A 26,432-nucleotide genomic window follows, 5' to 3' on the forward strand; every position below is an offset into this window, starting at 1 on the left:
TCAGATGGCCCGGAGGGGCCCGTGTGGCCTTCTACCTCGGCCTGAACATCGAGCACTACCAGGTCGACAAGCCGTCCACGAGCATCTTCGGGGGCACGGCCGCCCTGGCGCCGGACCCGCTGAACTACGGCTGGCGCGACTACGGCCCTCGCGTCGGCATCTGGCGGATGCTCCAGAGCCTGGACCGTCACGGCGTGCGGGCGACCGCTCTCGTCAACTCTGGTGTGTTCAGCCGTTACCCACAGATCGTGCAGGCCGGCCTGGACCGCGACTGGGCGTGGGTTGCCCACGGTCGGGACAATTCCACCCTGCAGGCCGGCATGACGCAGGAGGAGGAGCGGGCGTACCTGACGGAGGTCGTCGACACGATCGAGGCGGCGACGGGCCGGCGCCCGCGAGGTTGGCTCGGCCCCGCCCTCACCGAGACGTTCGAGACGCCGTCCCTCCTGGCCGAGCTGGGCTTGCAGTACACACTGGACTGGACGAACGACGAGCAGCCCTATGAACTGGCCGTGCCCGGTATGTACAGCGTGCCGTACTCGATCGAGTTGAACGACGTCACGCTCTTCGTGACCAAGAGCTATACCGGGCCGGAGTTCCTCCAGGCGGTCCGAGACCAGCTCGACCAGCTCTACGAGGACTCCGCCGAGTCGGGGCGGGTGATGGCCCTGTGCGTGCACCCGTTCAGCGTGAGCCAGCCGTTCCGTCACCGGTATTTCGACCAGGCGCTCGAGTACATCGCCGGACACGCGGGCGTCTGGCTGGCCACGAGCGACGAGATCCTCGATGCCTACCGCGCCCAACGGGGCGCGAAGGAGGAGGCAGAGCCCGCGCGAGGGGGGTCGCAGCAGTGAGCGGCGTGCTGGGGGGAGTACGGCGCTCCTCGCCATCGACTTCATCACCGGCGAGTCAGCGATCGTCGACGCCTCCGTGCGCGGGTGAGCCCGATCCGTGATTCGTTGGCCGGCTGCTCGACGAGGTCTGGGTCGCGTCCATCGACGTCCTCGGAGCACTGACGGTCACCTTCCTCGACGATCGACGCGTTTCCCGCACGGCCGGCGAACGGCCCAGTCCGGACGGCGTGCGGCGCGGCCTCTCATCCCGCTTCCGGATGGATCCGGAGTACCGCGCCCTCCGTGTCAACTGCCACGACTCGGACCCAGACGCGGGGAAACGACAGCTCGCCACCCAACACGAGGGCGCTTTCGACCACGTCGCCGCGGTAGGTCGTCGGGCAGGTGTCGAGGCCCTGCGATTCCGTCGCGCAACCCGAGCTGCGGGTCGAGCTGGATCACGGCCGGCCCGGTGATCCGCATTTGGCACTGGGCGGGCTCTCGTCGGTGCAGGCGCTGCTCGCCCGGCTGGCCCGGGTCCGCTCTGCCGCCATCATGACCGTGGGCGGTCCGACCGCCTCGCCGCGGAGATTCGCCGCGCCGTAGCGGGCGTCCACCGGGATCGCGAGCGACTCCTCGATGCGCACCTCGCAGATCCCGTCCTGGCAGGCGCCCAGGTCGGAGTCGTCCGCGGCGGACGGTGGCGGTGGGGCCGGCGCGGGGTGCGGGGTCCCCGCCGTCTCGGAGACGCACCCGACCGTGGTGACGAGGGCCAGCGCAAGGCCGGCGAGCAGTCGCCGAGCGGCGGAGGTCCGGGAGGCGGCGGGCATGCGGATCATGACGGGACCTCTGGGGCTCGGGGGCGGGCGACCGGGTGAAATCAACAGCGAACGCCGTGTTCCGGGGAGGGGTCCCCGATCTCGGCCCACGAGCGGCCATCGCGACTCGGTGTGCCCCAGATGCCGGTGGAGTGGCGAGACAACCCCGGTCGGCGAGCCGCCGACCCGATGTATCTCATCGGCCAGCTCATTGCACTCGCAACGTTCCCGTGCCGTCCGCTCGCACTGCTGCTCGTGGGCGCAGATGCGCGCGGGCGCGCGATGGGGCGCGCAGGGTCGTCACCGTTGCCGGTGTCTTACTCGTCGCCTGGTGGACTGCGATCACCGGCGACACCCCGCCGCGGCCCATCGGATCCGGCTCACCGGGCTTGGTCATCCACCCCACAGTCCCCGAGGTCATCTCGGTCGGCGTCGCTGCTCCAGGTGCCACTCTTCCTGCTCGCGCTGGCGCTGGTGCGCGGGCTGCCCGCGGTGCTCCACCGCGGCCGGCTCGGCACCGGACGGACAGTGGCCGCGGGCCTCCTGCAGGCCACGTCGCTGCCGTTCATCGTCGCGGCCGTGGCGATCCGGCGGGAGCTCGGCGCCCCTTCCTCGGCCACCGCCGCGGCTCTGATCGCCGCGGGCCCGGTCTCCGTCCTGTGCTTCCCCGCGATCGCGCTGGCCCTGCTGCGCGGCCGGCCGTCCGTCCAACCGCAGCTCATCGAAGGCGCAACATCATGAAGGGTCTTACAGGCAAGAGGTGAGCGACGACGAGCGCAGCGCCCGGCCCGCGTCGACCGTCATCAGCAGCCGCCCTGCGCCGGTGCCCCACGCCGCGAGTCCGGTCACGCCCGGGCGTCCGTTCCGCCCACAGATGCGGACCCGTCCACCGGACCGGTGCACGCACCTCCCGATCCCGCGAGCGGTGACCAACGGGCCTATCGCACGTGACCGATGGCCGTGCCGTGAGCACGCGACGGCGAGCACGCTTGGTGGCGGAGGTGGGGACCGTGAAGATCGGTTGGAGGGACGTGGTCGCCACGCTTCTCGTTGCCGCGATCGTCGTCCCGTACATCGGCTACCTGGTGCACGGCATGCCGTTCATCCAGGACCCGCGCGGGATGGCCGCGACCGGGCTCGTCCTCGGACTCGCCGCGGCCGCGGTCGTGGGCCGAGAGGCGTTCCGCGGAACGTGGGGAGCGGTCGCCGCCTTCTTCGCCGTGACGTCCGGCGCGCTCGGGGCCGTGACGTTCGTCCGCGCCGAGGAGGGCGCGTTGAGCGAGGGGTTGCTAGCCGCGTTCGTCGTTGCGGTCGTCGTGGCGTGGGCGTTGGCGGAACTGGTTCGGACCCGGCTGATCGGCACCAGCGCCGGGCACTCGGCCCGGTGATTCGAGAGGAATCGACATGATGTGGTGGTATGGCCCGGGCATGGGCGGGTGGGGCTTTGCCCTCATGACCGTCGGGATGGTCCTGTTCTGGACATTGATCATTCTCGGGCTGATCGCCCTCGTGCGGTACCTGCAGTCGGCAGGCGGCCGCTCGCCGGAGGTGCGCGCGACTCCGGAAGATCTGTTGGCCGAGCGGTTTGCCCGCGGCGAGATCGACGAGCAGGAGTACCGCGGGCGCCTGGACACGCTGCATGGCAGGTCCGGCCCGGCGATCAAGCGCTGAATCCCCGGCGCCGGAAATGGCTGAGCTCGAGCCCATCGGCTCGTCGCGGTGGCGGCGGCTACCGGCGGCTACCGGCGGCCGCGCTGGTCGCCGTCGCGCTCCGCGCGCTCGTCGTCATCACCTTCCGCTTCGGCTCTCCGGCCTCGCTCGACCGGATCCGCCGGCGCTGAACCCGCAAAGACGCTGCGGTTCGCCGGGAGGTCGCACGGGTACGCGGGGCACCTGGGGCGAGCCCGCCGCCACGCGGATTCGACGCGAGCGCCTGAGTGTCGGGATGTCCGAGGGGCGTCAGCACTACCTACCTGAAGGCCGGGTGACCCGGGCCCTGGACGATCAGAGGTATGCCGATGCCTCGAACGCGGGTGGCAGCTGCCCGGGGATGATGCGCCGGCCGCTGATCGCCTGCGGGATGAGCCGCACCCAGTGCCCGTGCTCGCCGGGCGCCCACGTCGTCAGGCCGGTGCCCTCCGTGCGGGTGACCAGCTCCTCGCGGTGCGCGGGCGTGATCTCCTCGGCGAGGCCGCGGACGAGCACGCTCCACCCTGAGCGGGTGCGTTGGTCGATCTCGTCGACCTCGAAGGCGACGTTTGCGTGCTGGACGGCGCTGAGCTTCGTGCCGGGAGCCATCCGCATCACGATCACGTCCCGGTCGACCGCGTAGTTCAGCGGGATGATCAGGGGGTAGTGCTCGGCGTTCACGCCGAGGCGGCCGATCTGCCGGGTGGCGAGCAGGCGGTAGCACTCGTCGGTGGTGAGGACCTGCAGCTCGGCCCCACGCTCGTGGTCGGACGGCGTCGTGGACGGTGATGCGGTCATCGGGCTTCTCCTCGTGGTCACCGTTTCGAGGTTCTCGCCACCGGGGCGCCCTGTCATCGCGGCTTCCGGCCGTCCGGCGCCCGTCGAAGGTCCCGCGCGAACGCGACGAAGGGCCCTCCGCCCGGAGGTGGGAGCCGCGGCTGCGGGCGTGTCGCGGGCTCCGGTCAGCGGTCGCTGTCGGTGTGCGGCGCCCGGACGACGTCGACCGCCCCCGATGCGGGAGGAGGCGCCGTCCGCTCGTCTGGTCGGCCCGTGCGCGCACGATGATCGGCCTGGCGCCGTGGGCCCACGGCCGGACGAGGGCGCCGAGCCGGTCGGCCTCGCGCCCCTGTTCGATCACCTCGGCGGCGCCGGTGATCAGCGCCGTCCACCCGGCGCGCAGGGCCGGCTGGAGGTCGTCCGCCTGGACGGTGACGCGGCGCCCGGCCCGGACCGCGGTTGCCACGCCGTTCAGTAGCCGAACGGCTGTCGACCGGTTGGGCGCGCCGACCCCGCCCGGGCCCCACCGCTCGCGGAGTTGCTCGCCGACCGCGGGTCGGGCACCGACGATTCCGTCGACGTGACCGAAGTGCGTTGACTGCCGGCTGAGGTGGCCGAGATGGCCCACCGCGGCGGTGCCTTCGCGTTCGACGCCGTCGACCTCGAACCGACGACCACGCGGCGGTGTGAACGGGGGTGCAGGGCAGCTTGACATCCGCGCTGGTTGCGGCGAGCATCCAATCGTATGTATACGGACGGTGTGCCGCGGACGGTCCCCGGATCGGACCTCAGGCCTGCGAACCAAGGCGTCAGGGCGATGTTCCGTGTACTCGCATCGGTCGGAAAGGAAACACCGTGAGCGTCGCGACGGACGTCGTCTCCCTGCAGGACCTCATCGACCGGGGCGACCTGGTGGACTTCCTCTACAACGACTCGCCCGGCGCGCACAGCCGCGGGCGTCCCGACCTGACGCCGGTCCGCCAGGAGTTCACGAACTGGCGTGACGAGCAGCGGTCCTGGCGGGAGACCGCGGTGCTGTTCGACCAGAGCCACCACATGCCGGAGCTGTTCGTGTCGGGACCCGACGCGCTGGCGCTGCTCGACCGGATCGGGGTCAACAACCTCTCGAACCTCGGCGACGGCCGGGCGAAGCAGTTCATCGGGTGCACCGAGCGCGGGCACGTGATCGGTGACTGCATCCTCTACGACCTCGGCGGTGGTGGCTACGAGCTGGTGTCCAGCACGCCGCTGCTCAACTGGGTCGAGTACCAGGCGCAGACCGGCGGTTGGGACGTGTCGCTGGAGCGCGACAACAACACCTCCGACAACCCGACGGGGCGCCGGCGCAGGTTCCGCTACCAGCTCGACGGCCCGCAGGCGGGCGCGATCTTCGACGAGGTCGTCGACGGCCGGCCCCCGGAGATCGGCTTCTTCCGCACCGCCCGGCTGACGATCGCCGGGGTCGAGGTGATCGTGCTGCGGCACAGCATGTCCGGGCACCGGGGCGTCGAGATCTCGGGGCCCTTCGAGCACGCCGACACCGTCCGCGGGGCGATCCTGGCCGCCGGGGAGCGCCATGGCCTGCTCCAGGGCGGGACGAAGGCGTACTACAGCGCGAGCTTCGAGGGCGGGTGGATGGCCTACCCCCTGCCCGGCGTCTACACCGGCGAGGACCTGCGGCGCTACCGCGAGTGGCTACCCGCCACGTCATGGGAGGGCCGGTTCCAGCTCGCCGGCAGCTTCCGCCCGACCGACATCGAGGACTACTACGTCACCCCGTGGGACCTCGGCTACGGCAAGCTCGTGCACTTCGACCACGACTTCATCGGTCGCGCCGCGCTGCAGGAGGTCGCGAAGCGGCCTCCGCGCACGCGAGTGACGCTGGTGTGGAACACCGACGACGTGCTGCGCGTCCTGCGCTCGCAGTTCGAGCCGGGCACCCCGTACAAGCACCTCGACCTGCCGGTGTGCGACTACGGCAACGTGCAGCACCGCGACGAGGTGCGCACCGCGGGCGGGCGGCTGATCGGCCTGGCCACCAAGACCGGCTACACCGTCAACGAGCGCCGGCTGCTGTCCCTGGCGATGATCGACGTCGAGCACGCAGCGCCGGGCGAGGAGGTCGAGATCGTCTGGGGCGAGCCCGACGGCGGGTCCCGCAAACCGCAGGTCGAGCGGCACCGCCAGACGACCGTCCGGGCCACCGTCGCGCCGGCGCCGATCGCGTCTGCCCGCCGCTGAACGAGGGGGAACAGGTGGTCGATCCCGCACCCGAGGTCGTCATCGTCGGCGGCGGGATCGCCGGCCTGTTCACCGCGCACGCACTGGTTGCCCGCGGCATTCCGGTCACCCTGTACGAGCAGGCGCGCGCGCTCGGCGAGATCGGCGCCGGGGTGTGGCTCACCCCCAACGGCCTGCGCCACCTGGAGCGCGTCGGGCTGGGCGAGGCGGTCGCGCGGGCCGCCGGGCACGTCGGGCCCGGCTCGCGCTACCACCGCGAGGACGGCACGGAGATCGCCGGCGTGCAGCTCACCGGGTCGACCGGTCCGCTGTGCGCGGTGGGGATGCACCGCGCCGACCTCGTCGCCCTGCTCGCCGACGGGCTGCCCGACGGGGTCGTGCACACCGATCGGCGCTGCGTCGGGTTCGCCGCTGCAGGCGACCGGGTGCGGGTCGAGTTCCAGGACGGCACCGAGGTCGAGGGCGACGTGACGATCGCCTGCGACGGCATCCACTCGGCGCTGCGCCACCACGTCGTGCCGCCGTCGGAGCCGGTGTTCTCCGGGGCCGTCGCCTACCGCGGCCTCGTCCCGCACGAGGCGGTGCCCGACTGGCCCACCGACGGCTGGAACATGTGGCTCGGCCCGGGCCGGCACTTCCTGACCTTCCCCGTGCGCTCCGGTCGGCTGATCAACTACGTCGGTTTCGTCCCCGCTGACGAGGCCATGCGGGAGTCGTGGTCGCTGCCCGGTGACCCCGACCGGCTGCGCCGCGAGTTCGCCGGCTGGGACCCGCGCATCGGCGAGCTGCTCGCCCACGTCGAGGCCACGCTGCGGTGGGGGCTCTACGACCGCGACCCGTTGCCGCGCTGGGTGTCGGGCCGCCTCGCCCTGCTCGGCGACGCCGCCCACCCGATGCTGCCGCACCTCGGGCAGGGCGCCAACCAGGCGATGGAGGACGGCATGGCGCTCGCCGCGCTGCTCGCCCGGGCCGGGCGCGCCGGCGCGCCGGCCGCCCTGCGGGCCTACGAGCGGCTGCGGCTCGACCGGGTCGCGCAGGTGCAGCGCGGCGCGCGGGAGAACGGGCTGCGGTACGACTCCGCCTACGCCGACCTGGCGGTGCGCGACGCGGAGATGCGCGCCCACGTCGAGTACCGCAAGCAGCTCTACGACTACGACGTGCTCGCCGCTGTCGACCGCGTACCCGCATAGGGCCACGCACCTTCACCGGGTCGCCGGGCACGGGTGGGCGAACGGCACGATCGCTCGCACCTGGTGTGCGAGGGTGCCGTTCGCTCCACCTGGGCGGCTCGTGCGGGGCCTTGCGCCGGTCACGCGGGCCGGTCAGCGACGCAGGCGCGGGAACAGCCGCTCGGCCGCGCCCCGGTGGATCGAAGCGCGCACCTGCTCGTCGTCGGTGCAGGCGTCGAGCTGCGCGGTGAAGTACTCGGAGTTGTCCTCGCGGGCGTAGGGCCAGTCGCTGCCGTAGAGGACGTGTCCGGGCCGGGCGAACGCGAGCAGGCTCGGCAGGCTGTGCGCGCTCGCGGTCAGTGCGGTGTCGTAGTAGAAGTCAGCGCAGTCGTCGAGGAACCGCGCCCGGTCCACCGCGCCGGTGTCGGCCATCGGCGTGAGGCTCGCGACGCGGTGGGCGGCGTAGGGCAGGAAGCCGCCTCCGTGGGCCAGGATGAACGTGATCCGCGGGAAGCGGCGCAGCACGCCGTGCCGCACCAGGTTGAGCGCGGCGCGGGTGGTGTCGAGCAGGAAGTCGGCGACGAAGACGGGCACGTCGGGCACCGGCGTGGCCGGCAGCGCGTTGGGGTGCACGAACACGACGGCCCCGCGCCGGTCCAGCTCGGCCATGAGCGGGTCGAGCCGCGGGTCGCCGAGGTAGGTGCCGTCGTTGTTGGCGAGCAACACGATCCCGTCGCAACCCAGGTGGTCGTAGGCGTGCGCGACCTCCGCGAGCGCGCTGTCCAGGTCCGGCAGCGGCAGCGCGGCGAAGAACCCGAACCGGTCGGGCCGCTCGCGCACGAGGTCGGCGGCGTACTCGTTGACCTCCCGCGCCATGCCCGCGGCCCTGCCCACGTCGCCGAACCAGAACCCCGGTCGGCCCACGCTGAGGACCGAGGTCTGCACGCCGAGGACGCCCATCTCGTCGAGCGCCGCGGCGGGGCTCCAGGCGGGGGTGGCCTGCCCGCCGAAGAACGCCTCCTGCGCCAGGTAGCGGCGGTAGGCGGGGGGCACGTAGTGCACGTGGGTGTCGATCCGTCCGGCGGTCACGATGCGCTCCGATCGACGTCGGCGACGGGCTCGGCGGGCGGCTCGGGTCGCCGCAGGACCGCGGTGAGGAACCGGGTGAGCGCGTCGTGGTGGTCCAGCGGCAGGACGTGGGCCACGTACTGGTCGGGGCGCACGACCACGAGGCAGCCCCGCTCCCGGTCGACGCCGCGCAGGGCGAACACGTCCTGGCCCGGCCGGGGGTCGGGGCAGAACACCTTCTCCTGGTCGACCAGCCCGAAGCGGCCCTTCCGCGGCCGCAGCAGCGTCGGCACGTCGGCGGGGGAGAGGTCGTGGTGCCCCTGCTGCACGACGGCGCGCAGGTCGAGCACGGCGTCGACGTCGGCGCCCGGGTCGGTGAGGACGCGGACCGGCGAGCACGGGTCCTCGGCGAGGAAGGCGCACAGCCCGCGCAGCCGCGACCCGGGCCCGACCCCGTCCCGGTCGGCGAACGCGTAGAGCCGCCACCGGCCGTCGGCCTGCGCCACGTGCCCGAGGTGCATCGCCCGCGCGTCGGCGAACCGGACGACGGGGGCGGAGTGGAAGCGCGTGCCGACGACGAACCCGGAGGTCAACCCCTGGTGCTCGGTCCCGCCCCGGACGAGCGAGGGCCCGTAGCGCGTGGCCACACCGGCGGTGAAGCGGCCCTGCTCGGTGTAGAGGTCCTCCAACCCCGCCTGCGCGGCCTTGCCGGCCTGCGCGTGGGCGCTGTGCCGTGCCGCCCACTCGCGGTCGAAGTCGATCAGCTGCTGCGCCACCGCCTGGCGCTCCGCGGAGTAGGTGTGCAGCAGCGCCGGCGCCGCACGGCCCTCCAGAACGGCGGCGAGCTTCCAGCCGAGGTTGAACGCGTCCTGCATCGACACGTTCATGCCCTGGCCGGCCTTCGGGCTGTGGGTGTGGCAGGCGTCGCCTGCGATGAAGACGCGCGGCGGCCGGTCGGCGCGCCCGGTGCCGGCCACGTCGTCGAACCCGTCGGTGAGCCGCTGGCCGATCTCGTAGACCGACCACCAGACGACGTCGCCGACCTCGAGCGTGTACGGGTGCAGGATGCGCCGGGCCGCCGCGACGATGTCGTCGACGCCGATCCGCCGGCCCGCGGCACGCTCGCCGGGCGCCAGCTCGCCCATCTCGATGTAGTACCGCACGAGGTAGCCGCCCTCCCGCGGGATGAGCACGATGTTGCCGTGCTCGGACTGGATCACCGACTTGCACCGGACGTCCGGGAAGTCGGTGACGGCCAGCAGGTCCATCACGCCCCAGATCTGGTTGGCCGAGTCGCCGCTCAGCGTGCGGCCGATCGCGCGCCGCACGGTGCTGCGCGCACCGTCGCAGCCGACGACGTACCGGGCCCGGACCCGCACCTGTTCGCCGGCGCGATCGGTGCCGGTCCGGCGCAGCACGACCTCGACGCGCGCCGCGGGGTCCTCTGGCACGACGAGGTCGGCGACCTCCAGGCCGTAGTCCGGCGCCATCCGGCTCGGCGAGCGGTGCATCGCGTCGAGCAGCAGGGCGTGCACCCGCGCCTGGTTGAGGATCACGTGCGGGAACTCCGAGAGCCCGTCCTCGACGTCCTGGATCCAGCCGGTGCGGGCGATGCGCGCCGGGTCGTGCGGATCGGGGCGCCAGAACCTGGTCTCGTTCACCCAGTAGGCCTCGCGCAGCAGCCGCTCGGCCAGCCCGAAGGCGTGGAACATCTCCACCGTCCGGCAGGCGAGACCGTCGGCCTGGCCCAGCTCGATCGGGCCCGCCTTGCGCTCGACGATCCGCGTGGTGACGCCGGGGAAGGCCGACAGCTGCGCCGCCAGCACCAGGCCGGCCGGGCCGCAGCCGACGACGAGGACGTCCACCTCGGGCGGCAGCTCGCCGCCGGCGTCCACATCGCGCCGGGAGGCGAATGGTGCGACCTCGGGGTCGCCGGGCTGGAAGCCGTTCAGGTGGAACTGCACCGGAGACCCTCCTCGCATCACGCGAAGTGCGATAATACTCCGTATACGTACTGTGTGGCGAGTCCGACCGGTGGCGCGGGCGCTGGGCTAGCGTTGCCCGGAGCGAGAAGTCCGGTGAGTCCTGGGGAGGTGGGCGGGATGTCGGCCTCCGCGGCGCGCCCCGCCCGCCCGACGACCGAAGGGTCGGTCGCGGGCCCGAGCATCAGATCCGAAGGGTCGCTCGCGGGCCCGAGCACCACCTCCGCGGGCGCGGCGCTCCCGCTCGACACGACGGTGGGTCACCTGCTGCGCCGCGCGCAGCAGGTGCACACCGCGCTGTGGAGCGACGAGTTCGCCGGCGACCTGACCGGCCCGCAGTACGCCCTGCTCAGCGCGCTCACGCAGGGGCCGGTGGTCGACCAGGGCACGGCCGGCCGCTTGGCCTCGCTCGACAAGTCGACCGCGGCGGACGTGATCGCCCGGCTGGAGCGCAACGACTGGCTGCACCGGCAGCGGCATCCGTCGGACGGGCGGCGCTACCTGCTCTCGCTCACCGCTCCGGCCCGGGCCGCGCTGGAGTACATGACGCCGAAGGCGGCCACCGTGCAGGTGCGGCTCCTCGAGCCGCTGGCCGCGCAGGACCGCGGCTGGTTCACCAAGGCGCTGGCCCGGGTCGCGTACGCGGGGGATCCACCGGCCGTGTCGGCGGAGCCGGGCACCGCGCGCGCCCTCCAGATGCCGGTCACGCCCGGTCACCTGCTGCGGCGCAGCGAGCAGCTGCACGGGGCCGCCTGGGCGCGCCGGGTCGGTGCCGCGCTCACGCCGTCCCAGTACGGCCTGCTCAGCGGGCTCGCCTGGAACGCGCCCGTCGACCAGAGCACGGCCGGGGACCTGGCGTCACTGGACAAGTCGAGCACTGCCGACATCATCGCCCGCCTCCTGCGCCGCGGGCTCGTCGCGCGGATCCCGGACGACCGTGACCGTCGCCGCAAGCTGGTCGTCCTCACCGACCTGGCGCGCCGCGTCCTCGACGAGCTCACGCCCGCCGTCGAGCGGGTGCAGCGCGACCTCGTCACCCCGTTGACGGTGGCCGAGGGGGCGCGGCTGGTCGACCTGCTGCAGGTCGTCGCCTACCGGGGGCGGCCCGACCGGGGGAGGGCCTGACACCCCTGGGGAGCCGGGTTTGCCGGGCCGGTTCAAACGCGTGCCGCGCCGTCCGACGGTTGTGGTCCGGGCACAACGTCGGTATACGTACTAAACGCAGTCCGACACCGAGAACCGGAGGAGCGGACGTTGCTGCTCACACGGCGAAGGCGCCGCACCGTGTCCGCGGGGTTCGCCCTCGCGCTCGCGCTGGTGTCGGCCGTCGGCTGCGCGTCCGGCGCCGACGCGCCGGCCGCGGCTGACCGCGACGGCGACGGGCTGGTCGAGATGACCGCGGGCGTCGCGGCGTCCCAGTCGTCCACCGCGCTCATCCTCGGTGCCGAGAAGGGCTTCTTCGCTGCCGAGGGCATCGACCTGACCATCACCTACGCGGCGTCGGGTGCCGCCGGGATCCCGCAGGTGCTCAACGGCCAGCAGCAGGTGGTGCTGGGTGGCATCTCGGCGACGATCACCGCGGTCTCCGAGGGCATCCCGGTCGTCATCGTGTCCGGGTCGGTCAACGACCGCGCCGACCCCGCCGGCCCGCAGTACCAGACGATGGTGCCCGGAGGCAGCGACATCCAGCGCTTCGCCGATCTCTCCGGCCGCCTGGTCGCGGTCAACTCCCTGCAGTGCTGCTGGGAGCTGTGGATCCGCGAGGCCGTGGCGCGCGACGGTGGCGACCCCGACTCGGTGGAGATGGTCCAGCTCCCGTTCCCCGACGCGGTGACCGCGCTGCGGGAGGAGCGGGTCGACGCGATCAGCACCGTGCAACCGTTCGCCACGGGGCTGCGGCGCGACGGCTACCGCGACATCGGCGACTCGCCCGCGACCGCCTACGACGACCCGGAGAACGGCAACACGGTGTTCTCCATGTCCCGGCAGTTCGTCGACGCCAACCCCGGGATCGTCGGGCGGTGGCGCCGGGCGCTGCAGCGGTCGGCGGAGTACGCCAACACCCATCCCGACGAGACCCGCGCCCAGATCATCGAGCAGACCGGCGCGAAGGCCGAGCTCGTGGGCAGCGCCCCGCTGCCGCTGTACTCCGCGGAGATCGACCGCGACGCCGTGCAGGAGGAAGCCGATTTCCTCGTCCGGTACGGCGTGCTCGACTCCGCCCCACGACTCGAGGAGCTGATCGTGCCGTGACCTCCGCGCTCACGCCGCGCACCGGCGTCTCCGCCACCGCTCCGGAATCCGACCCGCGGCCACGGGGCGCGGCCCCCGGGCGGGGGCGGCGGGTGCTGGTGGCCGTCCTGCCGTGGGCCACCACGGTCGCGCTCCTCGCCGTGGCGGAGATCCTGAGCCGGACCGGGGCGCTGCCCGAGGAGGTCCCACCGGTCACCGAGGTCATCGCCGCGGGCTGGCAGCTCGTGCCCACGGCCACGTTCGCGGCCAGCCTCGGCGCCACCCTCGCGCAGGTGGGGATCGGGTTGCTCATCGGGGTCGTCGTCGGGGTATCGGCCGGGCTGGCGCTCGGCGCGGTCCCGGTGCTGTACCGGCTCACGCACCACGTCCTGGACTTCCTCCGCTTCATCCCGGCGGTCGTGTACCTGCCCGTCCTGGTCCTCCTGATGGGGGCGACGCCGCGGACGGCGTTCCTGCTCGCCGCGCTGGGCACGGTGTGGCCGATGCTGTTCCAGGCCTACTACGGCGTGGCCGGCATCTCCACGGTCCTCGCCGACACCGCACGGGTCTTCGGCCTGCGGCCACACCAGCGGCTCGCGCACGTCGTGCTGCCGGCCGTGTCCCCGTTCGTCGCCACGGGCCTGCGGATCTCCGCGTCGCACGCGCTGGTCGTGGTCGTCGCGGTCCAGCTCATCACCGCGATTCCCGGCCTGGGCCGCGACATCGCGCGTTACGCGGCCAACGCCGTCTACCCGCAGATGTACGCCCTCGTCGCCGTCGTGGGCCTGGTCGGCGTGGTCCTCAACGCGGTACTCGGGGCGGTGGAGCGCCGCCGGTTGCACTGGCACAGTTCCTACCGGGAGACCTGGACGTGACGGCCGCGGAAGCCGTCGGCGGGCGGGGGCGCGCGGCCGCACGCGTGCTCGTCCCGCTGCTCGTGCCGGCGGCGATCGTCGTCGTGTGGTGGTTCGCCTCGGCCGCGAGCACCTCGCCGTATTTCCCGCCGCTGTCGCGGATCCTGGCGACCTTCGCGGAGCACTGGCTGGGTGACCGCGTCGTCTCCGACGTGCTCCCGAGCCTCGGACGGATGCTCGCGGGCTTCGGCGCGGCCGTCGTAGTGGGCGTCGGCCTGGGCGCCCTCCTCGGGCGCCTGCCCCTGCTGGCGCACGCCCTCAACCCGGTGCTGCAGTTCGGCCGGGCGCTCCCGGCCACCGCGCTGGTGCCGGTGAGCATCGCCGTGCTGGGCATCGGCAACGTCCCCAAGATCCTGCTGATCGCGTTCGTGACCGTCTTCCCGGTCATGCTGAACACGATCGACGGGGTGCGGGGCGTCGACCCGGTGCTGGAGGACGTCACGCGCTCCTACCGGCTCACACGCCGCCAGCGCCTGTTCCGCGTGCAGCTGCCGGCCGCGGCCCCCCAGGTGGTCGCCGGTGTCCGCGTCGCGCTGGGCGTCGCCTTCGTCATGATGATCGTCACCGAGCTGATCGCGGCCACGAACGGCATCGGGTTCGTCACCCTCATCGCCCAGCAGAGTTTCCGGGTGTCGTTGATGTGGTCGGGCATGCTCCTGCTCGGGATCCTCGGCGTGGCGGTCAACGTCCTGTTCGCCCTGGCGGAGCGGCGGCTGCTCCGCTGGTACTCGCACGCCCGGGAGGACTGACGTGTTGACCGTCGAGAACCTGCAGAAGAGCTACCCGACCGCGGGCGCGCCGCTCGAGGTGCTCCGCGACGTGTCCTTCACCGTCGCGCGCGGGGAGTTCGTCACCGTCGTCGGGCCGTCGGGCGCCGGCAAGACGACGCTGCTGCGCTGCCTGGCCGGCCTGCTGCCCCGCTCGGGCGGGTCGGTGGTCCTGACCGGCACGGGCACGGTGGTCGACGCCCCGCCGCAGGAGGTCGCGTGCGTGTTCCAGGACTACAGCCGCTCGTTGATGCCGTGGTCGAGGGTTGGGCGCAACGTCGAGCTGCCGCTGCGCAACACCATCCGCGACCGGGGCGAGCGCCGGCGTGCCGTCGACGTGGCGCTGCGCCAGGTCGGCCTCGACGGCTTCGCCGACAGCTACCCGTGGCAGCTGTCCGGCGGCATGCAGCAGCGGGTCGCGATCGCCCGCGCCATCGCCTACCGGCCCGAGTTCCTCATCATGGACGAGCCGTTCGCCTCGGTCGACGCCCAGACCCGCGCCGACCTCGAGGACCTCGTCCTGCGGATCCGGCAGGACGCGGGGCTGACCGTCCTGCTCGTCACCCACGACATCGACGAGGCGGTCTACCTGGGTGACCGCGTCGTGGTGCTGTCCAACCGGCCCTCGGTGGTCGTCGACGTGATCGACGTCGACCTGCCGCGCCCGCGTGGTCAGGTCAGCACGAAGGGCCTGCCCCGGTTCGCCGAGCTGCGCACCGAGGTGGCGAAGCTGATCACGCGGCCGACCGCCTCGTCCTGGCCGCACGTCGACCGGACGGGCAAGTCCGAACTGGATCGGTCGTCGTAGGCGATCGGAGATCGGGGTGACGGGCTGGTCGTCGAGGTCGGGGTCTTGCGTGCGGCGTCGTCGATGCAATGCCTCGTAGGTGTTCGCCTCGAGAGGAGCCGAGCGCCCACTTCCCCCGCCGGCATCGCGCCGTCGGGGAGGTGGGACGGCGGTGCCCTCAGGCGATCGCGCCTTCGGCCCGCAGGGCCGCCAGCCGGTCCGCGTCCAGCACCTCGGAGAGGATCTCGGTGGTGTGCTGACCGACGGTCGGCGGTGCGTGCCGCAGTCGCCACGGGGTCTCGGAGAGCCGGACCGGGCAGCCGATCAGCTCGAGCGTTCCGGCGTTGGGGTGGTCCACCTCCGTCCGCTCTTCGTCCGGTCACTGGATCAGACCGAGCAACAGATCGCGGCGGTTCGGCCCGACGAGCTGAGCAACCGCACTCCCTGCGCCGACTACGACGTCCGGGCGCTGCTCGGGCACGGGGTCGGCGTGGTTCACAAGATCGCCCGCGTCGGCGCCGGAGTCGACGCGCGCGATGTACCCGACGTGATCGACAGCATCGACGACGACGGCTGGGTCGGTGCCTTCACCCTGGCCCGCGGTGCGGCCGAGCGGGTCCGGGCCGACGACGAGAAGCTCGATCGCCTGGTCACCCTGCCGTGGGCCACGCTGCCCGGGCGGGTCGCCCTCGGGTAGGGCGCCGCCGACGACGAAGCGTGCGGCAGGGCTGCGCAGCCAGAGGACGGCGGCGCCATCTTCTCGGCGGTGCCGGGCAGCGCGTCCAGCACGTGGGCCCGCTGCCGTCGATGCACGACCACCAGGTCCGGCGAGCCGGGTAGTCGCGTCCATTGGCGGCTGTGGTGTCTGACGGCATATAGTTAGCAAAGTTGCTAGATAATTCGAGGGCAGGAGAGCGATCGTGATCAGCGGGGTACACGCGATCATCTACACGGGCGGGGCGGACGCTCTGCGTGCCTTCTTCCGGGATGTGCTGGAGTTCGACTCGGTCGACGCGGGAGGCGGTTGGCCCATCTTCGCCCTGCCACCCGCCGAGTTGGCGGTCCATCCGACGGAGGGTGCTGGCGCGCACGAGCTGTACCTCATGTGCGACGACATCCACACGACCGTCAAGGAACTGGAGCGCAAAGGCGTGGAGTTCGCCCGACCCGTCGAGGACGCGGGTTGGGGGCTCATGACCTCGATGCGCGTCCCCGGCGGAGGAGAGCTCGGGCTCTACGAACCGAGGCATCCCTCGCCCGATCACACTCGGGGGTGACGCGGCGCTTGCGCGGTAGTCGATGAGCCGAAGTCGGATCGTTCGGGAACTCGGCGAGCTCGATGTGGTCTTCGGTGCTCTCGCGCACCCCACCCGGCGCGAGATAATTCTGGTGCTGCACGAGCGTGGTGAGACGACCGCTGGTGATCTCGCAGCTCGGTTCGAGCAGAGCTGGCCCACGACGACCCGTCATCTCGCCGTCCTCGTCAAGTCGGGGCTGATCACGGTTCGCAGGTCGGGGCGGGAGCGGCTGTACGCGGTGTGCCGCGACCGACTCGTCGGTGGGCTCGGCCTGTGGCTGCACAACGTGGACATCGGCGTCGTCGATCATTCGCCGTCGCGCCGATCAACCGGCGATCAACCTCGACGTGGCCGGGACCCGGCCCCTCGGCGATGAGGGCGGCACGTCCAGGATCGGGCAACGGGCCTGCTGCCAGGTGAAGGGGGCGAACGGCCTGAATGACGGGCCCCCGTGCGGCTGTCGCTCATGCTGCGGAGCGTTCTCCGACCGGCCGGCGACGCAGGCTCACGGTCGTGACGGGCGGCGGTGCGTAGGTCACCTCGTTGGGGCCGGCGTCGGTACCGGGCGGGGCGATCTCGTCGATCCGGTCGAGGATCTCGTCGTCCAGGGTGACGTCGGTGCTGGCCAGCAGGTCGTCGAGCTGTTCCATGGTGCGGGGTCCGATGATGGCCGAGGTGACGCCGGGGTGGGCGACCGCGAACGCCATCGCGAGGTGGGTCATCGGCAGGCCCGCCGTCTCGGCGAGCGGGATGAGCTGTTCGACGACGTCGAGCTTGCGTTCGACGTCGAAGTGGTGCGGCATCAGGCCGTAGCGGTGGCTGCCGGACTGCTTCCCCTTCCGGAACCGGCCGGTGAGCAGGCCCTGGCCCAGGGGACTCCAGACCAGGGTGCCCATGCCGTAGTGCTGGCAGACCGGCAGCACCTCGCGTTCGATGCTGCGGTTGATGATCGAGTACGCCGGTTGTTCGGTCCGGAAGCGCTCGAGGCCACGACGCTCGGCGACCCACTGTGCCTCGACGATGTCCGAGGCGGGAAAGGATGACGTGCCGATGGCGCGGACCTTTCCGTCGTGAATCAGGTCGGACAGGGCCGACAGTGTCTCCTCGATATCGGTATTCGGGTCGGGGCGGTGGACCTGGTACAGGTCGAGGTGGTCGGTCTGCAGGCGTCGCAGGGAGTTCTCGACCTCGGAGATGATCCAGCGTCGTGAATTCCCCTGGTGGTTGGGATCATCGCTCATCGGCAGATGTGCCTTGCTGGCGAGGACGATGTTGTCGCGGCGACCCTTGAGGGCCTTTCCGACGATCTCCTCGGATTCGCCCAGGGAGTACGCGTCAGCAGTGTCGATGAAGTTGATCCCCGCGTCGAGGGCCTTGTGGATGATGCGAACCGACTCGTCGTGGTCGGAGTTTCCCATGCGCCCGAACATCATGGCGCCCAGGCAGTAGGGGCTGACCCGGATCCCGGTTCGGCCCAGCGTGCGGTACTTCATGGGTCGTGTCCTCGGACTCGTTCTGTGCGTCTTGGTGAACGATCAACGCGAAGTCTCGTGCGCTTGCCGATCGTCCGGAAGCAGTGTGATGTTCCGGTATCTCCAGGTAAGCAGCGCCGCCGCCGGACCGCTAGCACGATGGTCGCGCTTCCTTGCACAATCCTCTTCGCTCAGATCTTCATGGCAGCACCGCGACGACTGCACCCGCCTGGTCGCGCATGCGGACCGCGTCGATGCTGGGCGGGACGCCGAATTGGCGGCGGTATTCCCGGCTGAACTGGGAGAGGTTGTCGTATCCGACGCGCTGGCTGACACTGGTGATGTCGCGCGGGCGGTTCGCCAGCAGCAGCCTGGCCACCTGCAGCCGTATGTGCTTCTGGAACTGGATCGGGGTCATCGCGGTCACGGCCTGGAAGTTCCGGTGGAAAGCGGAAACGCTCATCCCCGAAAGCTGTGCCACTTCCTCGACCCGGAAGGGTTTGGAGTAGTTGTCCCGGATCCAGCTCACCGCACGTCTGATGTGGCTCAGGCTGCTGTCGGCCAGGCCGAGTTGGCGCACGACGGCTCCTTGTTCCCCGGTGATCAACCGCCAGAGGATTTCGCGCTCGAACAACGGGGCCAGGGCCTTCCGGTCCCGTGGCCGGTCGAGCAGGCGCAGCAGCCGCACGACGGCGTCGAGCAACTCGTCCGGGGCGTCACTGACGGCGATTCCCGGTCCTGGGCCGCTGGGAGTCCGCGGCAGGTCACCGGGTCCGGCCGCCAGCAGTAGCTCCGCGATGGCGGCGGGGTCCAGGGTCATCCCGAAGCCGAGCGACGCCTCGCCCGGCACCGTGTCGACGAAGTGGCCGCTCAGCGGGAGATCAACCGAAGCGACGAGGTACTGGCCTGCGCCGTATTCCACCACGCGGTCGCCCAGTGCGAGTCGTTTGTGACCCTGGGCGATGATCGCCAACACGGTGCCGGACATCGCGGTCTCCGGTCCGATGGCGTGGTCGGCCCTGCAGATCCGCACGCCGTCGATAGCGGTAGTCCCGTCGGGGCGCACATGGCGGTCCAGCAGATCGCGGAGCTGGTCCAGCGACATGTCACAGATTCCAGCACACGATCCACCGGTGACCGTCGACGGCAAGAGGATTGTGCAAGAACGCGCGAGTTCTGTCACAAGGCGTGGGACCGGCGGAACCAACGAAGGGTTCCGACGAGCCGGGAGCGCAGCGCATGGTGCTGCGGGCTCGGGGAACGGACGACCCCAGGTCGCCTCGGTCCCACCGGCCCGTCCCTCATCCTCCGATCATGGTCCCGCCCGGGTGACGATGTGCTCGCGTCGCGGATCGGTCCGGCGTCCACGCTGCTCGCCGGGATCGCTGGTGCGCAGGCGCGGCCGGCGACGCGCCTTTCCCTGCAGGTGTCGTCGAGGAGCTCGAGCTCCACCGTGCGCCGGATGGTGTTCGGCCCGGACGAGGACTACCTGACGGATTGGAACGCGATGATCTGTGCCTTCCAGCTGGAGGAGCAGGTGCCCTCGTACGAGGCGAGCGACACCATCGTCTCCGCGCGCGCCGAGCGTGCGGTGTGGGTGTTCGGGTTCGCCGATCACGCGCCCACAACGCTGCTGACCTACCGCACCGACGACATCCAGGCGCCCCGTTGACGCGAGCGAATGCTCTCCTGTTGAAGTTGCGTGTTGCGGGGCTCCGACCGGCGCACGATTCCCCCGGACTCCCGAGTGGATGGCCACGGGAACTGCTGGGCCTCGTGCCGACGGAGACCTCCGTGGCCGGGTACCGGCAGTTGCCCGCATGGTGCTTCGTCGGTCGCCGTTGACGCGGTCAGCGAGGCCAGCACTTGTAGCTTCTCCGCGCTGTCACTGTTCTCGTCGGGGTAGAGAGCACGAGGATCGGACGTCGGGACCTCCCCGTACGCGGCTGCCCTGGGTGGGGTCTACCTCTTGGGCGTGTAGGTCAGCACCACACAGCCATTGCCGAGCTCGGTCACGTCCGCCAGGTCCAGGTGGGTGGTCGTGATCCCGGGCAGCAGTGCCTCCCCGGAGCCCACGATGAAGGGGAACACCCAGAGGTGCAGTTCGTCGAGCTGCCCGGCTTCGAGCAGGGCCCGGCTCAGCGGACCGGTGCCGTACTTCAGCAGCGTGCCATCGCCGGACTCCTTGAGCTTGGCGACCTCCTTCACGGCATCGCCCTGGAGGATCTCGGCGTTCCAGCGGGCGTCGGTCAGCGTGCGTGAGGCGACGTACTTCGGCATCGCGTTGAGCTTGTCGGCCAGCTCGCCGGTCTGGCCGGGCCACGTCGCTGCGAAGACCTCGAAGGTCGCCCTGCCGAGTACGAGCGCCGTGGCGGGCTCCAGCAGCCTCGCGGCGTGCTCGTCGTAGGTGTCCCGGTACTGCATCTGGGCGGCCCAGAAGTTCTCGCCGTCGACCTTTCCGTCGAGTGAGAGGTACGTCGATTCGACCAGCTTCCTCATGGCCGTGGATCCAACCGGCGGAGATCGCGGTTGTCTTGTACCGAACCGCAGATCACAGGGCGAGGAACCGCGCACCCCGCGCGAGCTCGGCGGGCGTCTGGCCGATCAGCTGCCGAAGCGCCCTGGTCAGATGCGGCTGGTCGTAGTAGCCGGCGTCGCGGACCACGTCCCCGATCGACACACCCGCCCTCAACAGCCCGGCGGCGCGCCGTGCCCGCTCGATGACCTGCAGTTTGCGCCGCGGCAGCCCGACGGCGCGGACGAACCGGCTCTGCGCCGTCCGCTCTGGGACGTTGCGGACGGTGCCGACGTTCCGGAGCTCCTCGACCAGCGGGTCGAACACCAGCAGGCCCGCGCGCTCCAGGCGGTCGACGAAGACGTCGAGGTTCTGCGGTGTCGGCATCTCCCAGCCCCGGTTGTCGATCAGGATCCGACCATCCGGCAAGGTCGGCAGGATCCCGTCCTGCAGGTTGGCGATGCGGGCGGGAGAGAACATCGGCAGGTACGCGCCGATGCGCAGCTCGGCTCCGAAGAACTCCGCACCGGACGGGCACGTCGCCGGCGTCGCCCGCGTCTCCGGCCCGCGCAGGTGCACCGTCGTGATACCCCTGATCCGCGCGAACGCGATCATCGGGTTGACCTTCGCGATCGAGCTGAACTCGGTCGGGCCGTCACATGCCGCCGACCAGATGCGGTCCAACCGCCCGCTCGGTCCTGAGACGGCGTCGAAGCTCAGTCCCACACCGGCTACTCAACCGCGGGCGAGCCCTCGAGGCGAGCGCGGTCCGCGGCGAGTCGAACTGGAGGGCAGCTCCCGCAGGTCCCGTCGAGCTGCGATGAGTTCCGGCCGGGTCGCGAGTCTGATTGGTGAGAGACCGGCACGGAGCCGGTCGGTCCACCACCGGAGGTCACCGTGTCCGCCACCATCATCACCACCGCCACCCCTACCACCTCGTCCGTTCCGACCGTCGGATCGCTGCTGCGGGGCGGGGCCGTCGCCACCGTCCTCGCCGCGATCGCCACCACGGCCGTCGCCGGCGTCGGTCAGGCGGTCGGGATCAGCACCGACATCTCCGGCGCGCCGATCCCGGCGTCCGGTTTCGCGACCCTGACCGTCATGTTCTCGCTCATCGGCCTGCTCATCGCCGTGGGCCTGCGCCGGTTCGCGCGGCAGCCGCGCAGCACCTGGATCCGCGCCACCGTGGCGCTCACCGTGCTCTCCCTGGTGCCGGATGTGCTCGTCGACGCCGCCGCCACCACCAAGATCCTCTTGATGGTGACGCACCTGGTGGCCGCCGGGATCGTCATTCCCGCGGTCGCCCGCCGACTGCGTGCCTGACCCGTACCGGAACCGCTGTACGAAGCCGCTGTTCCCGGTCTCGTGGTCCATGACGCCCTTCTCGGGGGCTCGCCTCGATACCTGAGGCTCGCTCACACGCCCGGGGGGTAGTCCTTGACGCGCATCGAGTCGTGCAGGCGCAGGCCCTTGTTGTTGGCCTTGGCGATGGCGCGGCCGACCGGCGTGGGCAGGGCGGACAGCAGGCGCGCGCCCGCCACCAGCGCGCGGGCGCCCAGTGCCGAGGTGGGGATGAGCGTTCTGGCGACGCCTCGGGCGAACGCGCGGCTGCGCCGGACGAGCTCACCCATCTCCTGCTCGTAGGCGGGATAGGCGCGCTCGTGGTCGCCGCCGGCGGCGGCCAGCTCGCCCGCGAGGACGTAGGCGCCCAGGACGGCGAGGCTGGTGCTGCCGCCGACCGCTGGCCCGGGGCAGTACCCGGCGTCGCCGACGAGCGTCACGCGGCCCTGCGACCAGGAGTCGAGCCGCAACTGGGTGATGGAGTCGAAGTAGAACGCCGGGGTGCGCTCCAGCTCGTCGAGCCACCGGTCGACGTCCGGGTGCATCCCGGCGAAGGTCTGGCGCAGCAGCTGCTCCTGCCGCCGTACGTCGCGGTGGTCGTAGTCGAGATCGCGGTCGCTGCGGAACAGGAACCCCGCTCGGGCATCGGTCAGGTGCCGGGCGCCGTAGACCGCGGCCTCGCGCCTGATCCCCATGTGCATGCGCATCTCCCCGTCGGTGGCGAGCTCCTTCGGGACCGACAGCACGGAGATGTAGGCGCCCGCGAGGTGGGTGTGGCGCACGTCGTCGCCGAAGACGAGCCTGCGGACGCCGGAGTGCAGGCCGTCGGCGCCGATCACGAGGTCGAAGCGGCGCGGCGCGCCCTTCTCGAAGGTCACCTCGCCCGCGGGGGAGATCGCCGTGATCCAGTCGCCGAAGACGTACTCCACGTCGTCGCGGGCGGCGTCGTAGTAGATCTCGCTGAGGTCGTCGCGCATGATCTCGACGTGCCGGTCCGAGGCCGCGCTGAACACCCTGGTGAGGTCGATCGCGACCGGTCCCGCGGCGCCCTCCCTGGTGACGACCAGCCGGTTCGTGCCGGTGGCGAGCTCCTCGATGCGTGGGAGCACCCCCATCCGCTCGGAGATCTCCATCGCGGGGCGGAACAGGTCGACCGGGTGGCCACCGGTCTTGCGCAGCGCGGGTGCGCGCTCGACCACGGTCACCGCGTACCCGTAGCGGCTCAGCCAGTAGGCGAGGACGGGACCCGCGATGCTCGCGCCCGACACGAGGACCCGCACCCGTCACACCTTCTCCGCGCCGACGAACCGCTCGATCTCGCTGACCGGCATGTCGCGTCCGGCAGGTCGGAGGTAGCGCGCCGCGTACTCCGCTGGGCCGACCTGCTCCCGCTCGACCCAGCCGTACTCCCGCAGCAGCGCGGCGACGTCCGGTGGGGCGATGCCCCATTTCCAGAGTCCGGTCATCCGCTGGCGCAGCCGCCCGGCACCGTAGGAGTTCGTGCCGTCCAGGAAGTCGGCGCGCACGTAGGTGAAGATCAGCCGGCTGCCCGCGGGGGCCTTGGCCAGGTACGCGAACGTGGCGCGGACGGACTCCTCCGTGAGGTACTGGGTGACCGCTTCCCAGACGAACAGCGCGGGCCGGCCGCTGTCGAACCCGGACGCGGCCAGGACGGCGGCCAGGTCGTCGCCCTCGAAGTCCACCGGGATCACCCGGACCCGCTCCGGGACCTGCCCGTAGATCTCCCGCAACCGACGCAGCTTGTCGTCGGTGTTGGCGCGCTGGTCCAGCTCGAACGCGAGTGCTCCGGCCGGTGCGACCAGCCGGCACGCCTTGGTGTCCAGGCCCGCGCCGAGGATCACGACCTGCTCGATGCCGGCGGCGAGCGCGTCGGCAGCCGCGTCGTCGGCGTACCGCTTGCGGCACAGCATGCTGCCCCACAGCCCGGGCGCGGACCGCTCCGTCACGCGTACCAGCAGGTCGCGCACCGGCTGCCAGCGGCAGGCCCGCACGATCCACCGTCCGGCGGGTGGGAGGAACCGCACGGCCAGCTCGTCGTCGAGGAGCCGCTGCCGCCGGGGCGTGTACCGCTCCGCTGCCGCGATCACCATCGGGCCGAGTGCGGTCTGCGCGCTCGCCGACCTGTCGTTCACGGGTGCGGCCTCCTCGGGCGGGGGATGATCAACGGTGAAGGAGTGTCACGATGCGCTGTGCTTCGTCGTGCCACGTCCGTCGGGTCGTGCCGGGCTGCGTCAGCGGCTGGTTGAGTTCGATGTTCTCCGCCATGAGGCTGTCCCACGCACGCGGTTCGGGCGTGTCCCAGCCCTTGGCGAACGCGGCGAGGACGCGTTCGTGGACCTCCTGCCAGTCCGTCGTCCCGGTATAGCGGCAAACATCGTCTTCGGTGGTCACCACGTTCTCCTCCGGGCTGGGTAGAGCGAGCGAGGCGAACGGGAACCTACCTCGTCCACCGCGACGTCACGGTCCGGCGGTGCGGCGTGCCGGCCCTGCCCGGCGCCGCCTTGCCGACGCGCCGGGGAACTGGCCGAGCTGAGGCCGAGGACATCACCACCGTGCACGTCCGCCTGGCGATCTCCGCGTCCTCTCCGACCTAGAGGCCGGACGCAGCCGGGCCGGGGCGCTCTCGGGTTGCGGGTCGGGCCCGTCCACGGTTCCGGCCCCGTAGACCGCTCCGCTGCTGATGACGATGCACCGGCCCACCGAGCTCGTCCGGCGGGCGGCGTCGAGGACGTGCGTCGTGCCGCCGATGTTGACCTCGACGAACAGGGCCGGATCGGCGAGCTCTCGGTCGGGATGGCCGCCGGCTGCAAGGCCGACCTGCTGTTCTGGCGGACGGACAGTCCGTTCATGACGCGCCTGCGCGACCCGGTCTGCAACATCGTCTACTACGCGGAGCCCGAGGACCTGGACCAGGTCATGGTCGACGGACGCATCGTGATGGCGGACGGCCGGGTTCCCGGCCTCGAGGGGTACCAGGACGTTCCTCAGCGGCTCCGCGACAGGTGGCGTTCGACGTGCAGAACGCCAACGGCGACGCCGCCCTCCACCGCAGGAGGTTATGCGTCCCATAGGGGATTGCCGCGTTCCTGGCGCCGGGCCGCCCGCTCACGATGGCCGCAACCGAGAGCCGTCGAACGAGGAGCGCTCATGTCCCCGAGGTCCTTCAGCGCGAACGGACGCGACTACGCCGCATCACCGGACCCGGTCGTGGTGATCTGCATCGACGGGAGCGAGCCGGACTACCACGTCGAGGCGATGCGGGCGGGCCGGATGCCGTGGCTGTCCTCGGTGCTCGGCGACCGGTTGAGCTCGTGGCCCGCGCACTGCGCGATGCCGGCCCTGACCAACCCGAACAACGTCTCGATCGCCACCGGCCGCGCGCCCCGCTTCCACGGGATCAGCGGCAACTACATCTACGACGTCGCGACCGGCACCGAGGTGCTGATGAACGACAAGCGCTTCCTGCGGATCCCGACGCTCTTCGCCGCCGCCAACGAGGCCGGCCTGGACGTCGCGGTGGTCACGGCCAAGAACAAGCTGCGCCGGCTGCTGGGCGCCGGCCTGGTGGAGGACGGCCCGTACCCGGACGGCACCGCGGGCCGCGCACCGGCCCGCCGCGGGATCTGCTTCTCCGCGGAGAAGGCGGACGAGGCGACGGAGGCGGAGAACGGGCTCGGTGACGTGCTCGAGTACGTCGGGCTGCCGCTGCCGAGCGTGTACTCGCAGGACCTGTCGGAGTTCGTGCTGGCTGCCGGGGTGCGGCTGCTCGAGCGGCGCCGCCCGGACCTGATGTACCTGTCTCTGACCGACTACATCCAGCACAAGCACGCCCCCGGCTCGGAGCCGGCCAACGCGTTCTACGCGATGGTCGACGGCTATGCGGCCGCGCTGGACGCGCTCGGCGCGGTCGTGGTCATCACCGCCGACCACGGGATGAGCCCCAAGTCGCACCCGGACGGGACGCCGCGGGTCATCTTCGTCGAGGAGGAGACCGAGCAGATCCTGGCCGGGGTCGACACCCCCATCGAGGGCCTGCGGGTGATCCTTCCGATCACCGACCCGTACACCGTGCACCACGGCGCGCTCGGCTCGTTCGCCAGCGTGCACCTGCCCGACGGCGCGGACCGCGACCGGGTGGCCGCCGGGCTCCGCGCGCTCGACGGGGTGGCCGAGGTGCTGGACCGCGCCGCCGCGGCCGAGCGCTACGAGCTGCCGGCCGACCGCATCGGCGACCTCGTCGTGCTGGCCGAGAAGACGACCGCGCTCGGGCGCTTCGCCGCCTGGCACGACCTCGGCCAGCTCGACGCCCCGCTGCGCTCGCACGGCGCGCTCGGCGAGCGGGACATCCCGTTCTTCGTCAACAGGGCCCTACCGGCGCCCGACCTGGTGCCCGGCGGTTCCGCGCTGGTGCACAACTACGACGCGTTCTGGGTCGCGACGACCTGGCTCGCCCAGCACCGGTCCGAGGCCGCCGTGACGGCCGCCACCCGCTGACCCGGCGGCGACGC

31 protein-coding genes are annotated in these 26,432 nt (G+C 71.7%); 18 read left to right on the forward strand and 13 right to left on the reverse strand.

The window, feature by feature from the left end:
• Positions 1-23: 23 nt before the first annotated feature.
• A complete protein-coding gene (locus ABEA81_RS04045) occupies positions 24-854 on the forward strand; it encodes a polysaccharide deacetylase family protein (RefSeq protein WP_345603387.1) in 831 nt (276 codons plus the stop codon).
• Positions 855-1,291: 437 nt separating this feature from the next.
• On the opposite strand, the gene ABEA81_RS04050 is transcribed toward ABEA81_RS04045, so the two are convergent.
• Positions 1,292-1,672 (reverse strand): hypothetical protein, encoded by a 381-nt coding sequence (locus ABEA81_RS04050; RefSeq protein ID WP_345603388.1) that lies wholly within the window; start codon positions 1,670-1,672, stop codon positions 1,292-1,294.
• 423 nt (positions 1,673-2,095) lie between these two features.
• Here ABEA81_RS04050 and ABEA81_RS04055 point away from each other — a divergent pair, with 423 nt between their 5' ends.
• From ABEA81_RS04055 to ABEA81_RS04065, 3 genes are all read left to right on the forward strand, one after another.
• Positions 2,096-2,392 carry a hypothetical protein gene (locus tag ABEA81_RS04055; RefSeq protein WP_345603389.1) on the forward strand — a complete coding sequence of 99 codons (297 nt, stop codon included), beginning with the start codon at positions 2,096-2,098 and terminating at the stop codon, positions 2,390-2,392.
• 269 nt (positions 2,393-2,661) lie between these two features.
• On the forward strand, positions 2,662-3,039 hold the full coding sequence (locus ABEA81_RS04060) for a hypothetical protein (RefSeq protein ID WP_345603390.1): 378 nt from the start codon (positions 2,662-2,664) through the stop codon (positions 3,037-3,039).
• Between the two features lie 40 nt (positions 3,040-3,079).
• Positions 3,080-3,322 (forward strand): SHOCT domain-containing protein, encoded by a 243-nt coding sequence (locus ABEA81_RS04065; protein WP_345603391.1) that lies wholly within the window; start codon positions 3,080-3,082, stop codon positions 3,320-3,322.
• Positions 3,323-3,655: 333 nt separating this feature from the next.
• Here ABEA81_RS04065 and ABEA81_RS04070 read toward each other — a convergent pair whose 3' ends face one another.
• Positions 3,656-4,138, reverse strand: coding sequence for a pyridoxamine 5'-phosphate oxidase family protein (locus ABEA81_RS04070; RefSeq protein ID WP_345603392.1), 483 nt, complete (start codon positions 4,136-4,138; stop codon positions 3,656-3,658).
• A gap of 280 nt (positions 4,139-4,418) precedes the next feature.
• On the opposite strand from ABEA81_RS04070, the gene ABEA81_RS04075 reads away from it, so the two are divergent.
• The 3 genes from ABEA81_RS04075 to ABEA81_RS04085 all read left to right on the forward strand — a co-directional run bounded on the left by ABEA81_RS04075 (position 4,419) and on the right by ABEA81_RS04085 (position 7,548).
• Entirely contained in the window at positions 4,419-4,595 is a 177-nt protein-coding gene (locus ABEA81_RS04075; protein WP_345603393.1) for a hypothetical protein, read from the forward strand.
• 377 nt (positions 4,596-4,972) lie between these two features.
• Entirely contained in the window at positions 4,973-6,358 is a 1,386-nt protein-coding gene (locus ABEA81_RS04080; RefSeq protein WP_345603394.1) for an aminomethyl transferase family protein, read from the forward strand.
• A 14-nt stretch (positions 6,359-6,372) separates the two neighbouring features.
• Positions 6,373-7,548 carry an FAD-dependent monooxygenase gene (locus ABEA81_RS04085; RefSeq protein WP_345603395.1) on the forward strand — a complete coding sequence of 392 codons (1,176 nt, stop codon included), beginning with the start codon at positions 6,373-6,375 and terminating at the stop codon, positions 7,546-7,548.
• A 132-nt stretch (positions 7,549-7,680) separates the two neighbouring features.
• Here ABEA81_RS04085 and ABEA81_RS04090 read toward each other — a convergent pair whose 3' ends face one another.
• A complete protein-coding gene (locus ABEA81_RS04090; RefSeq protein WP_345603396.1) occupies positions 7,681-8,616 on the reverse strand; it encodes an amidohydrolase family protein in 936 nt (311 codons plus the stop codon).
• Positions 8,613-10,559 carry an FAD-dependent monooxygenase gene (locus tag ABEA81_RS04095; RefSeq protein ID WP_345603397.1) on the reverse strand — a complete coding sequence of 649 codons (1,947 nt, stop codon included), beginning with the start codon at positions 10,557-10,559 and terminating at the stop codon, positions 8,613-8,615. The genes ABEA81_RS04090 and ABEA81_RS04095 overlap by 4 nt, the downstream gene beginning before the upstream one ends.
• 138 nt (positions 10,560-10,697) lie before the next feature.
• Here ABEA81_RS04095 and ABEA81_RS04100 point away from each other — a divergent pair, with 138 nt between their 5' ends.
• The 5 genes from ABEA81_RS04100 (at position 10,698) to ABEA81_RS04120 (ending at position 15,298) form a co-directional block, all read left to right on the forward strand.
• Positions 10,698-11,702, forward strand: coding sequence for a MarR family winged helix-turn-helix transcriptional regulator (locus ABEA81_RS04100; RefSeq protein ID WP_345603398.1), 1,005 nt, complete (start codon positions 10,698-10,700; stop codon positions 11,700-11,702).
• Positions 11,703-11,831: 129 nt separating this feature from the next.
• Complete coding sequence (locus ABEA81_RS04105) at positions 11,832-12,830, forward strand: ABC transporter substrate-binding protein (RefSeq protein WP_345603399.1); 999 nt, start codon at positions 11,832-11,834, stop codon at positions 12,828-12,830.
• The gene (locus ABEA81_RS04110) at positions 12,827-13,684 is read left to right on the forward strand and encodes an ABC transporter permease (RefSeq protein WP_345603400.1); all 858 of its coding nucleotides are present in this window, start codon (positions 12,827-12,829) and stop codon (positions 13,682-13,684) included. The genes ABEA81_RS04105 and ABEA81_RS04110 overlap by 4 nt, the downstream gene beginning before the upstream one ends.
• Positions 13,681-14,472 (forward strand): ABC transporter permease, encoded by a 792-nt coding sequence (locus tag ABEA81_RS04115; RefSeq protein ID WP_345603401.1) that lies wholly within the window; start codon positions 13,681-13,683, stop codon positions 14,470-14,472. Before ABEA81_RS04110 ends, ABEA81_RS04115 begins: the two co-directional genes overlap by 4 nt.
• 1 nt (position 14,473) lies before the next feature.
• Complete coding sequence (locus ABEA81_RS04120) at positions 14,474-15,298, forward strand: ABC transporter ATP-binding protein (protein ID WP_345603402.1); 825 nt, start codon at positions 14,474-14,476, stop codon at positions 15,296-15,298.
• Between the two features lie 157 nt (positions 15,299-15,455).
• On the opposite strand, the gene ABEA81_RS04125 is transcribed toward ABEA81_RS04120, so the two are convergent.
• Positions 15,456-15,635: a CoA transferase gene (locus tag ABEA81_RS04125; protein WP_345603403.1), complete on the reverse strand. Its 180-nt coding sequence runs from the start codon at positions 15,633-15,635 to the stop codon at positions 15,456-15,458.
• On the opposite strand from ABEA81_RS04125, the gene ABEA81_RS04130 reads away from it, so the two are divergent.
• From ABEA81_RS04130 to ABEA81_RS04140, 3 genes are all read left to right on the forward strand, one after another.
• Positions 15,627-15,974, forward strand: coding sequence for a maleylpyruvate isomerase N-terminal domain-containing protein (locus ABEA81_RS04130; protein WP_345603404.1), 348 nt, complete (start codon positions 15,627-15,629; stop codon positions 15,972-15,974). The two genes, ABEA81_RS04125 and ABEA81_RS04130, sit on opposite strands and share 9 nt — an antisense overlap.
• A gap of 223 nt (positions 15,975-16,197) precedes the next feature.
• Entirely contained in the window at positions 16,198-16,554 is a 357-nt protein-coding gene (locus tag ABEA81_RS04135) for a VOC family protein (protein WP_345603405.1), read from the forward strand.
• A 22-nt stretch (positions 16,555-16,576) separates the two neighbouring features.
• Positions 16,577-16,951, forward strand: coding sequence for an ArsR/SmtB family transcription factor (locus ABEA81_RS04140; RefSeq protein WP_345603406.1), 375 nt, complete (start codon positions 16,577-16,579; stop codon positions 16,949-16,951).
• A gap of 88 nt (positions 16,952-17,039) precedes the next feature.
• Here ABEA81_RS04140 and ABEA81_RS04145 read toward each other — a convergent pair whose 3' ends face one another.
• Both ABEA81_RS04145 and ABEA81_RS04150 read right to left on the reverse strand, forming a co-directional pair.
• Positions 17,040-18,068 (reverse strand): aldo/keto reductase, encoded by a 1,029-nt coding sequence (locus ABEA81_RS04145; RefSeq protein WP_345603407.1) that lies wholly within the window; start codon positions 18,066-18,068, stop codon positions 17,040-17,042.
• Between the two features lie 178 nt (positions 18,069-18,246).
• The gene (locus ABEA81_RS04150; protein ID WP_345603408.1) at positions 18,247-19,152 is read right to left on the reverse strand and encodes an AraC family transcriptional regulator; all 906 of its coding nucleotides are present in this window, start codon (positions 19,150-19,152) and stop codon (positions 18,247-18,249) included.
• A gap of 231 nt (positions 19,153-19,383) precedes the next feature.
• On the opposite strand from ABEA81_RS04150, the gene ABEA81_RS04155 reads away from it, so the two are divergent.
• Positions 19,384-19,719, forward strand: a complete 336-nt coding sequence (locus ABEA81_RS04155; RefSeq protein WP_345603409.1) for a hypothetical protein — start codon at positions 19,384-19,386, stop codon at positions 19,717-19,719.
• 290 nt (positions 19,720-20,009) lie between these two features.
• On the opposite strand, the gene ABEA81_RS04160 is transcribed toward ABEA81_RS04155, so the two are convergent.
• Both ABEA81_RS04160 and ABEA81_RS04165 read right to left on the reverse strand, forming a co-directional pair.
• Positions 20,010-20,546, reverse strand: coding sequence for a dihydrofolate reductase family protein (locus tag ABEA81_RS04160; RefSeq protein WP_345603410.1), 537 nt, complete (start codon positions 20,544-20,546; stop codon positions 20,010-20,012).
• A gap of 52 nt (positions 20,547-20,598) precedes the next feature.
• Positions 20,599-21,246 carry a helix-turn-helix domain-containing protein gene (locus ABEA81_RS04165; protein ID WP_345603411.1) on the reverse strand — a complete coding sequence of 216 codons (648 nt, stop codon included), beginning with the start codon at positions 21,244-21,246 and terminating at the stop codon, positions 20,599-20,601.
• Between the two features lie 213 nt (positions 21,247-21,459).
• Between ABEA81_RS04165 and ABEA81_RS04170 the strand changes: the two genes are divergently transcribed.
• Positions 21,460-21,885 carry a DUF6069 family protein gene (locus ABEA81_RS04170; RefSeq protein WP_345603412.1) on the forward strand — a complete coding sequence of 142 codons (426 nt, stop codon included), beginning with the start codon at positions 21,460-21,462 and terminating at the stop codon, positions 21,883-21,885.
• A gap of 92 nt (positions 21,886-21,977) precedes the next feature.
• Here the strand turns inward: ABEA81_RS04170 and ABEA81_RS04175 are convergent, their stop codons facing one another.
• The 4 genes from ABEA81_RS04175 to ABEA81_RS42515 all read right to left on the reverse strand — a co-directional run bounded on the left by ABEA81_RS04175 (position 21,978) and on the right by ABEA81_RS42515 (position 24,993).
• On the reverse strand, positions 21,978-23,183 hold the full coding sequence (locus tag ABEA81_RS04175; RefSeq protein ID WP_345603413.1) for an FAD-dependent monooxygenase: 1,206 nt from the start codon (positions 23,181-23,183) through the stop codon (positions 21,978-21,980).
• Between the two features lie 3 nt (positions 23,184-23,186).
• Positions 23,187-24,056: an SAM-dependent methyltransferase gene (locus tag ABEA81_RS04180; protein ID WP_345603414.1), complete on the reverse strand. Its 870-nt coding sequence runs from the start codon at positions 24,054-24,056 to the stop codon at positions 23,187-23,189.
• Between the two features lie 28 nt (positions 24,057-24,084).
• Positions 24,085-24,315: a hypothetical protein gene (locus ABEA81_RS04185; protein WP_345603415.1), complete on the reverse strand. Its 231-nt coding sequence runs from the start codon at positions 24,313-24,315 to the stop codon at positions 24,085-24,087.
• 153 nt (positions 24,316-24,468) lie between these two features.
• The gene (locus tag ABEA81_RS42515) at positions 24,469-24,993 is read right to left on the reverse strand and encodes an NAD-dependent epimerase/dehydratase family protein (RefSeq protein ID WP_425570439.1); all 525 of its coding nucleotides are present in this window, start codon (positions 24,991-24,993) and stop codon (positions 24,469-24,471) included.
• A 78-nt stretch (positions 24,994-25,071) separates the two neighbouring features.
• On the opposite strand from ABEA81_RS42515, the gene phnA reads away from it, so the two are divergent.
• On the forward strand, positions 25,072-26,418 hold the full coding sequence (gene phnA, locus ABEA81_RS04190) for a phosphonoacetate hydrolase (protein WP_345603416.1): 1,347 nt from the start codon (positions 25,072-25,074) through the stop codon (positions 26,416-26,418).
• The last annotated feature ends 14 nt before the right edge of the window (positions 26,419-26,432 follow it).

The sequence above is a fragment of the Pseudonocardia adelaidensis genome, assembly GCF_039543345.1.
GTDB lineage: Bacteria > Actinomycetota > Actinomycetes > Mycobacteriales > Pseudonocardiaceae > Pseudonocardia > Pseudonocardia adelaidensis.

Coding starts and splice junctions, on each gene's coding strand:
- ABEA81_RS04145 (WP_345603407.1), bottom strand. CDS start 18,068: ATGAAGTACCGCACGCTGGGCCGAACCGGGATCCGGGTCAGCCCCTAC.
- ABEA81_RS04050 (WP_345603388.1), bottom strand. CDS start 1,672: ATGATCCGCATGCCCGCCGCCTCCCGGACCTCCGCCGCTCGGCGACTG.
- ABEA81_RS04140 (WP_345603406.1), top strand. CDS start 16,577: ATGAGCCGAAGTCGGATCGTTCGGGAACTCGGCGAGCTCGATGTGGTC.
- phnA (WP_345603416.1), top strand. CDS start 25,072: ATGTCCCCGAGGTCCTTCAGCGCGAACGGACGCGACTACGCCGCATCA.
- ABEA81_RS04070 (WP_345603392.1), bottom strand. CDS start 4,138: ATGACCGCATCACCGTCCACGACGCCGTCCGACCACGAGCGTGGGGCC.
- ABEA81_RS04160 (WP_345603410.1), bottom strand. CDS start 20,546: ATGAGGAAGCTGGTCGAATCGACGTACCTCTCACTCGACGGAAAGGTC.
- ABEA81_RS04150 (WP_345603408.1), bottom strand. CDS start 19,152: ATGTCGCTGGACCAGCTCCGCGATCTGCTGGACCGCCATGTGCGCCCC.
- ABEA81_RS42515 (WP_425570439.1), bottom strand. CDS start 24,993: ATGGGACGCATAACCTCCTGCGGTGGAGGGCGGCGTCGCCGTTGGCGT.
- ABEA81_RS04100 (WP_345603398.1), top strand. CDS start 10,698: ATGTCGGCCTCCGCGGCGCGCCCCGCCCGCCCGACGACCGAAGGGTCG.
- ABEA81_RS04065 (WP_345603391.1), top strand. CDS start 3,080: ATGGGCGGGTGGGGCTTTGCCCTCATGACCGTCGGGATGGTCCTGTTC.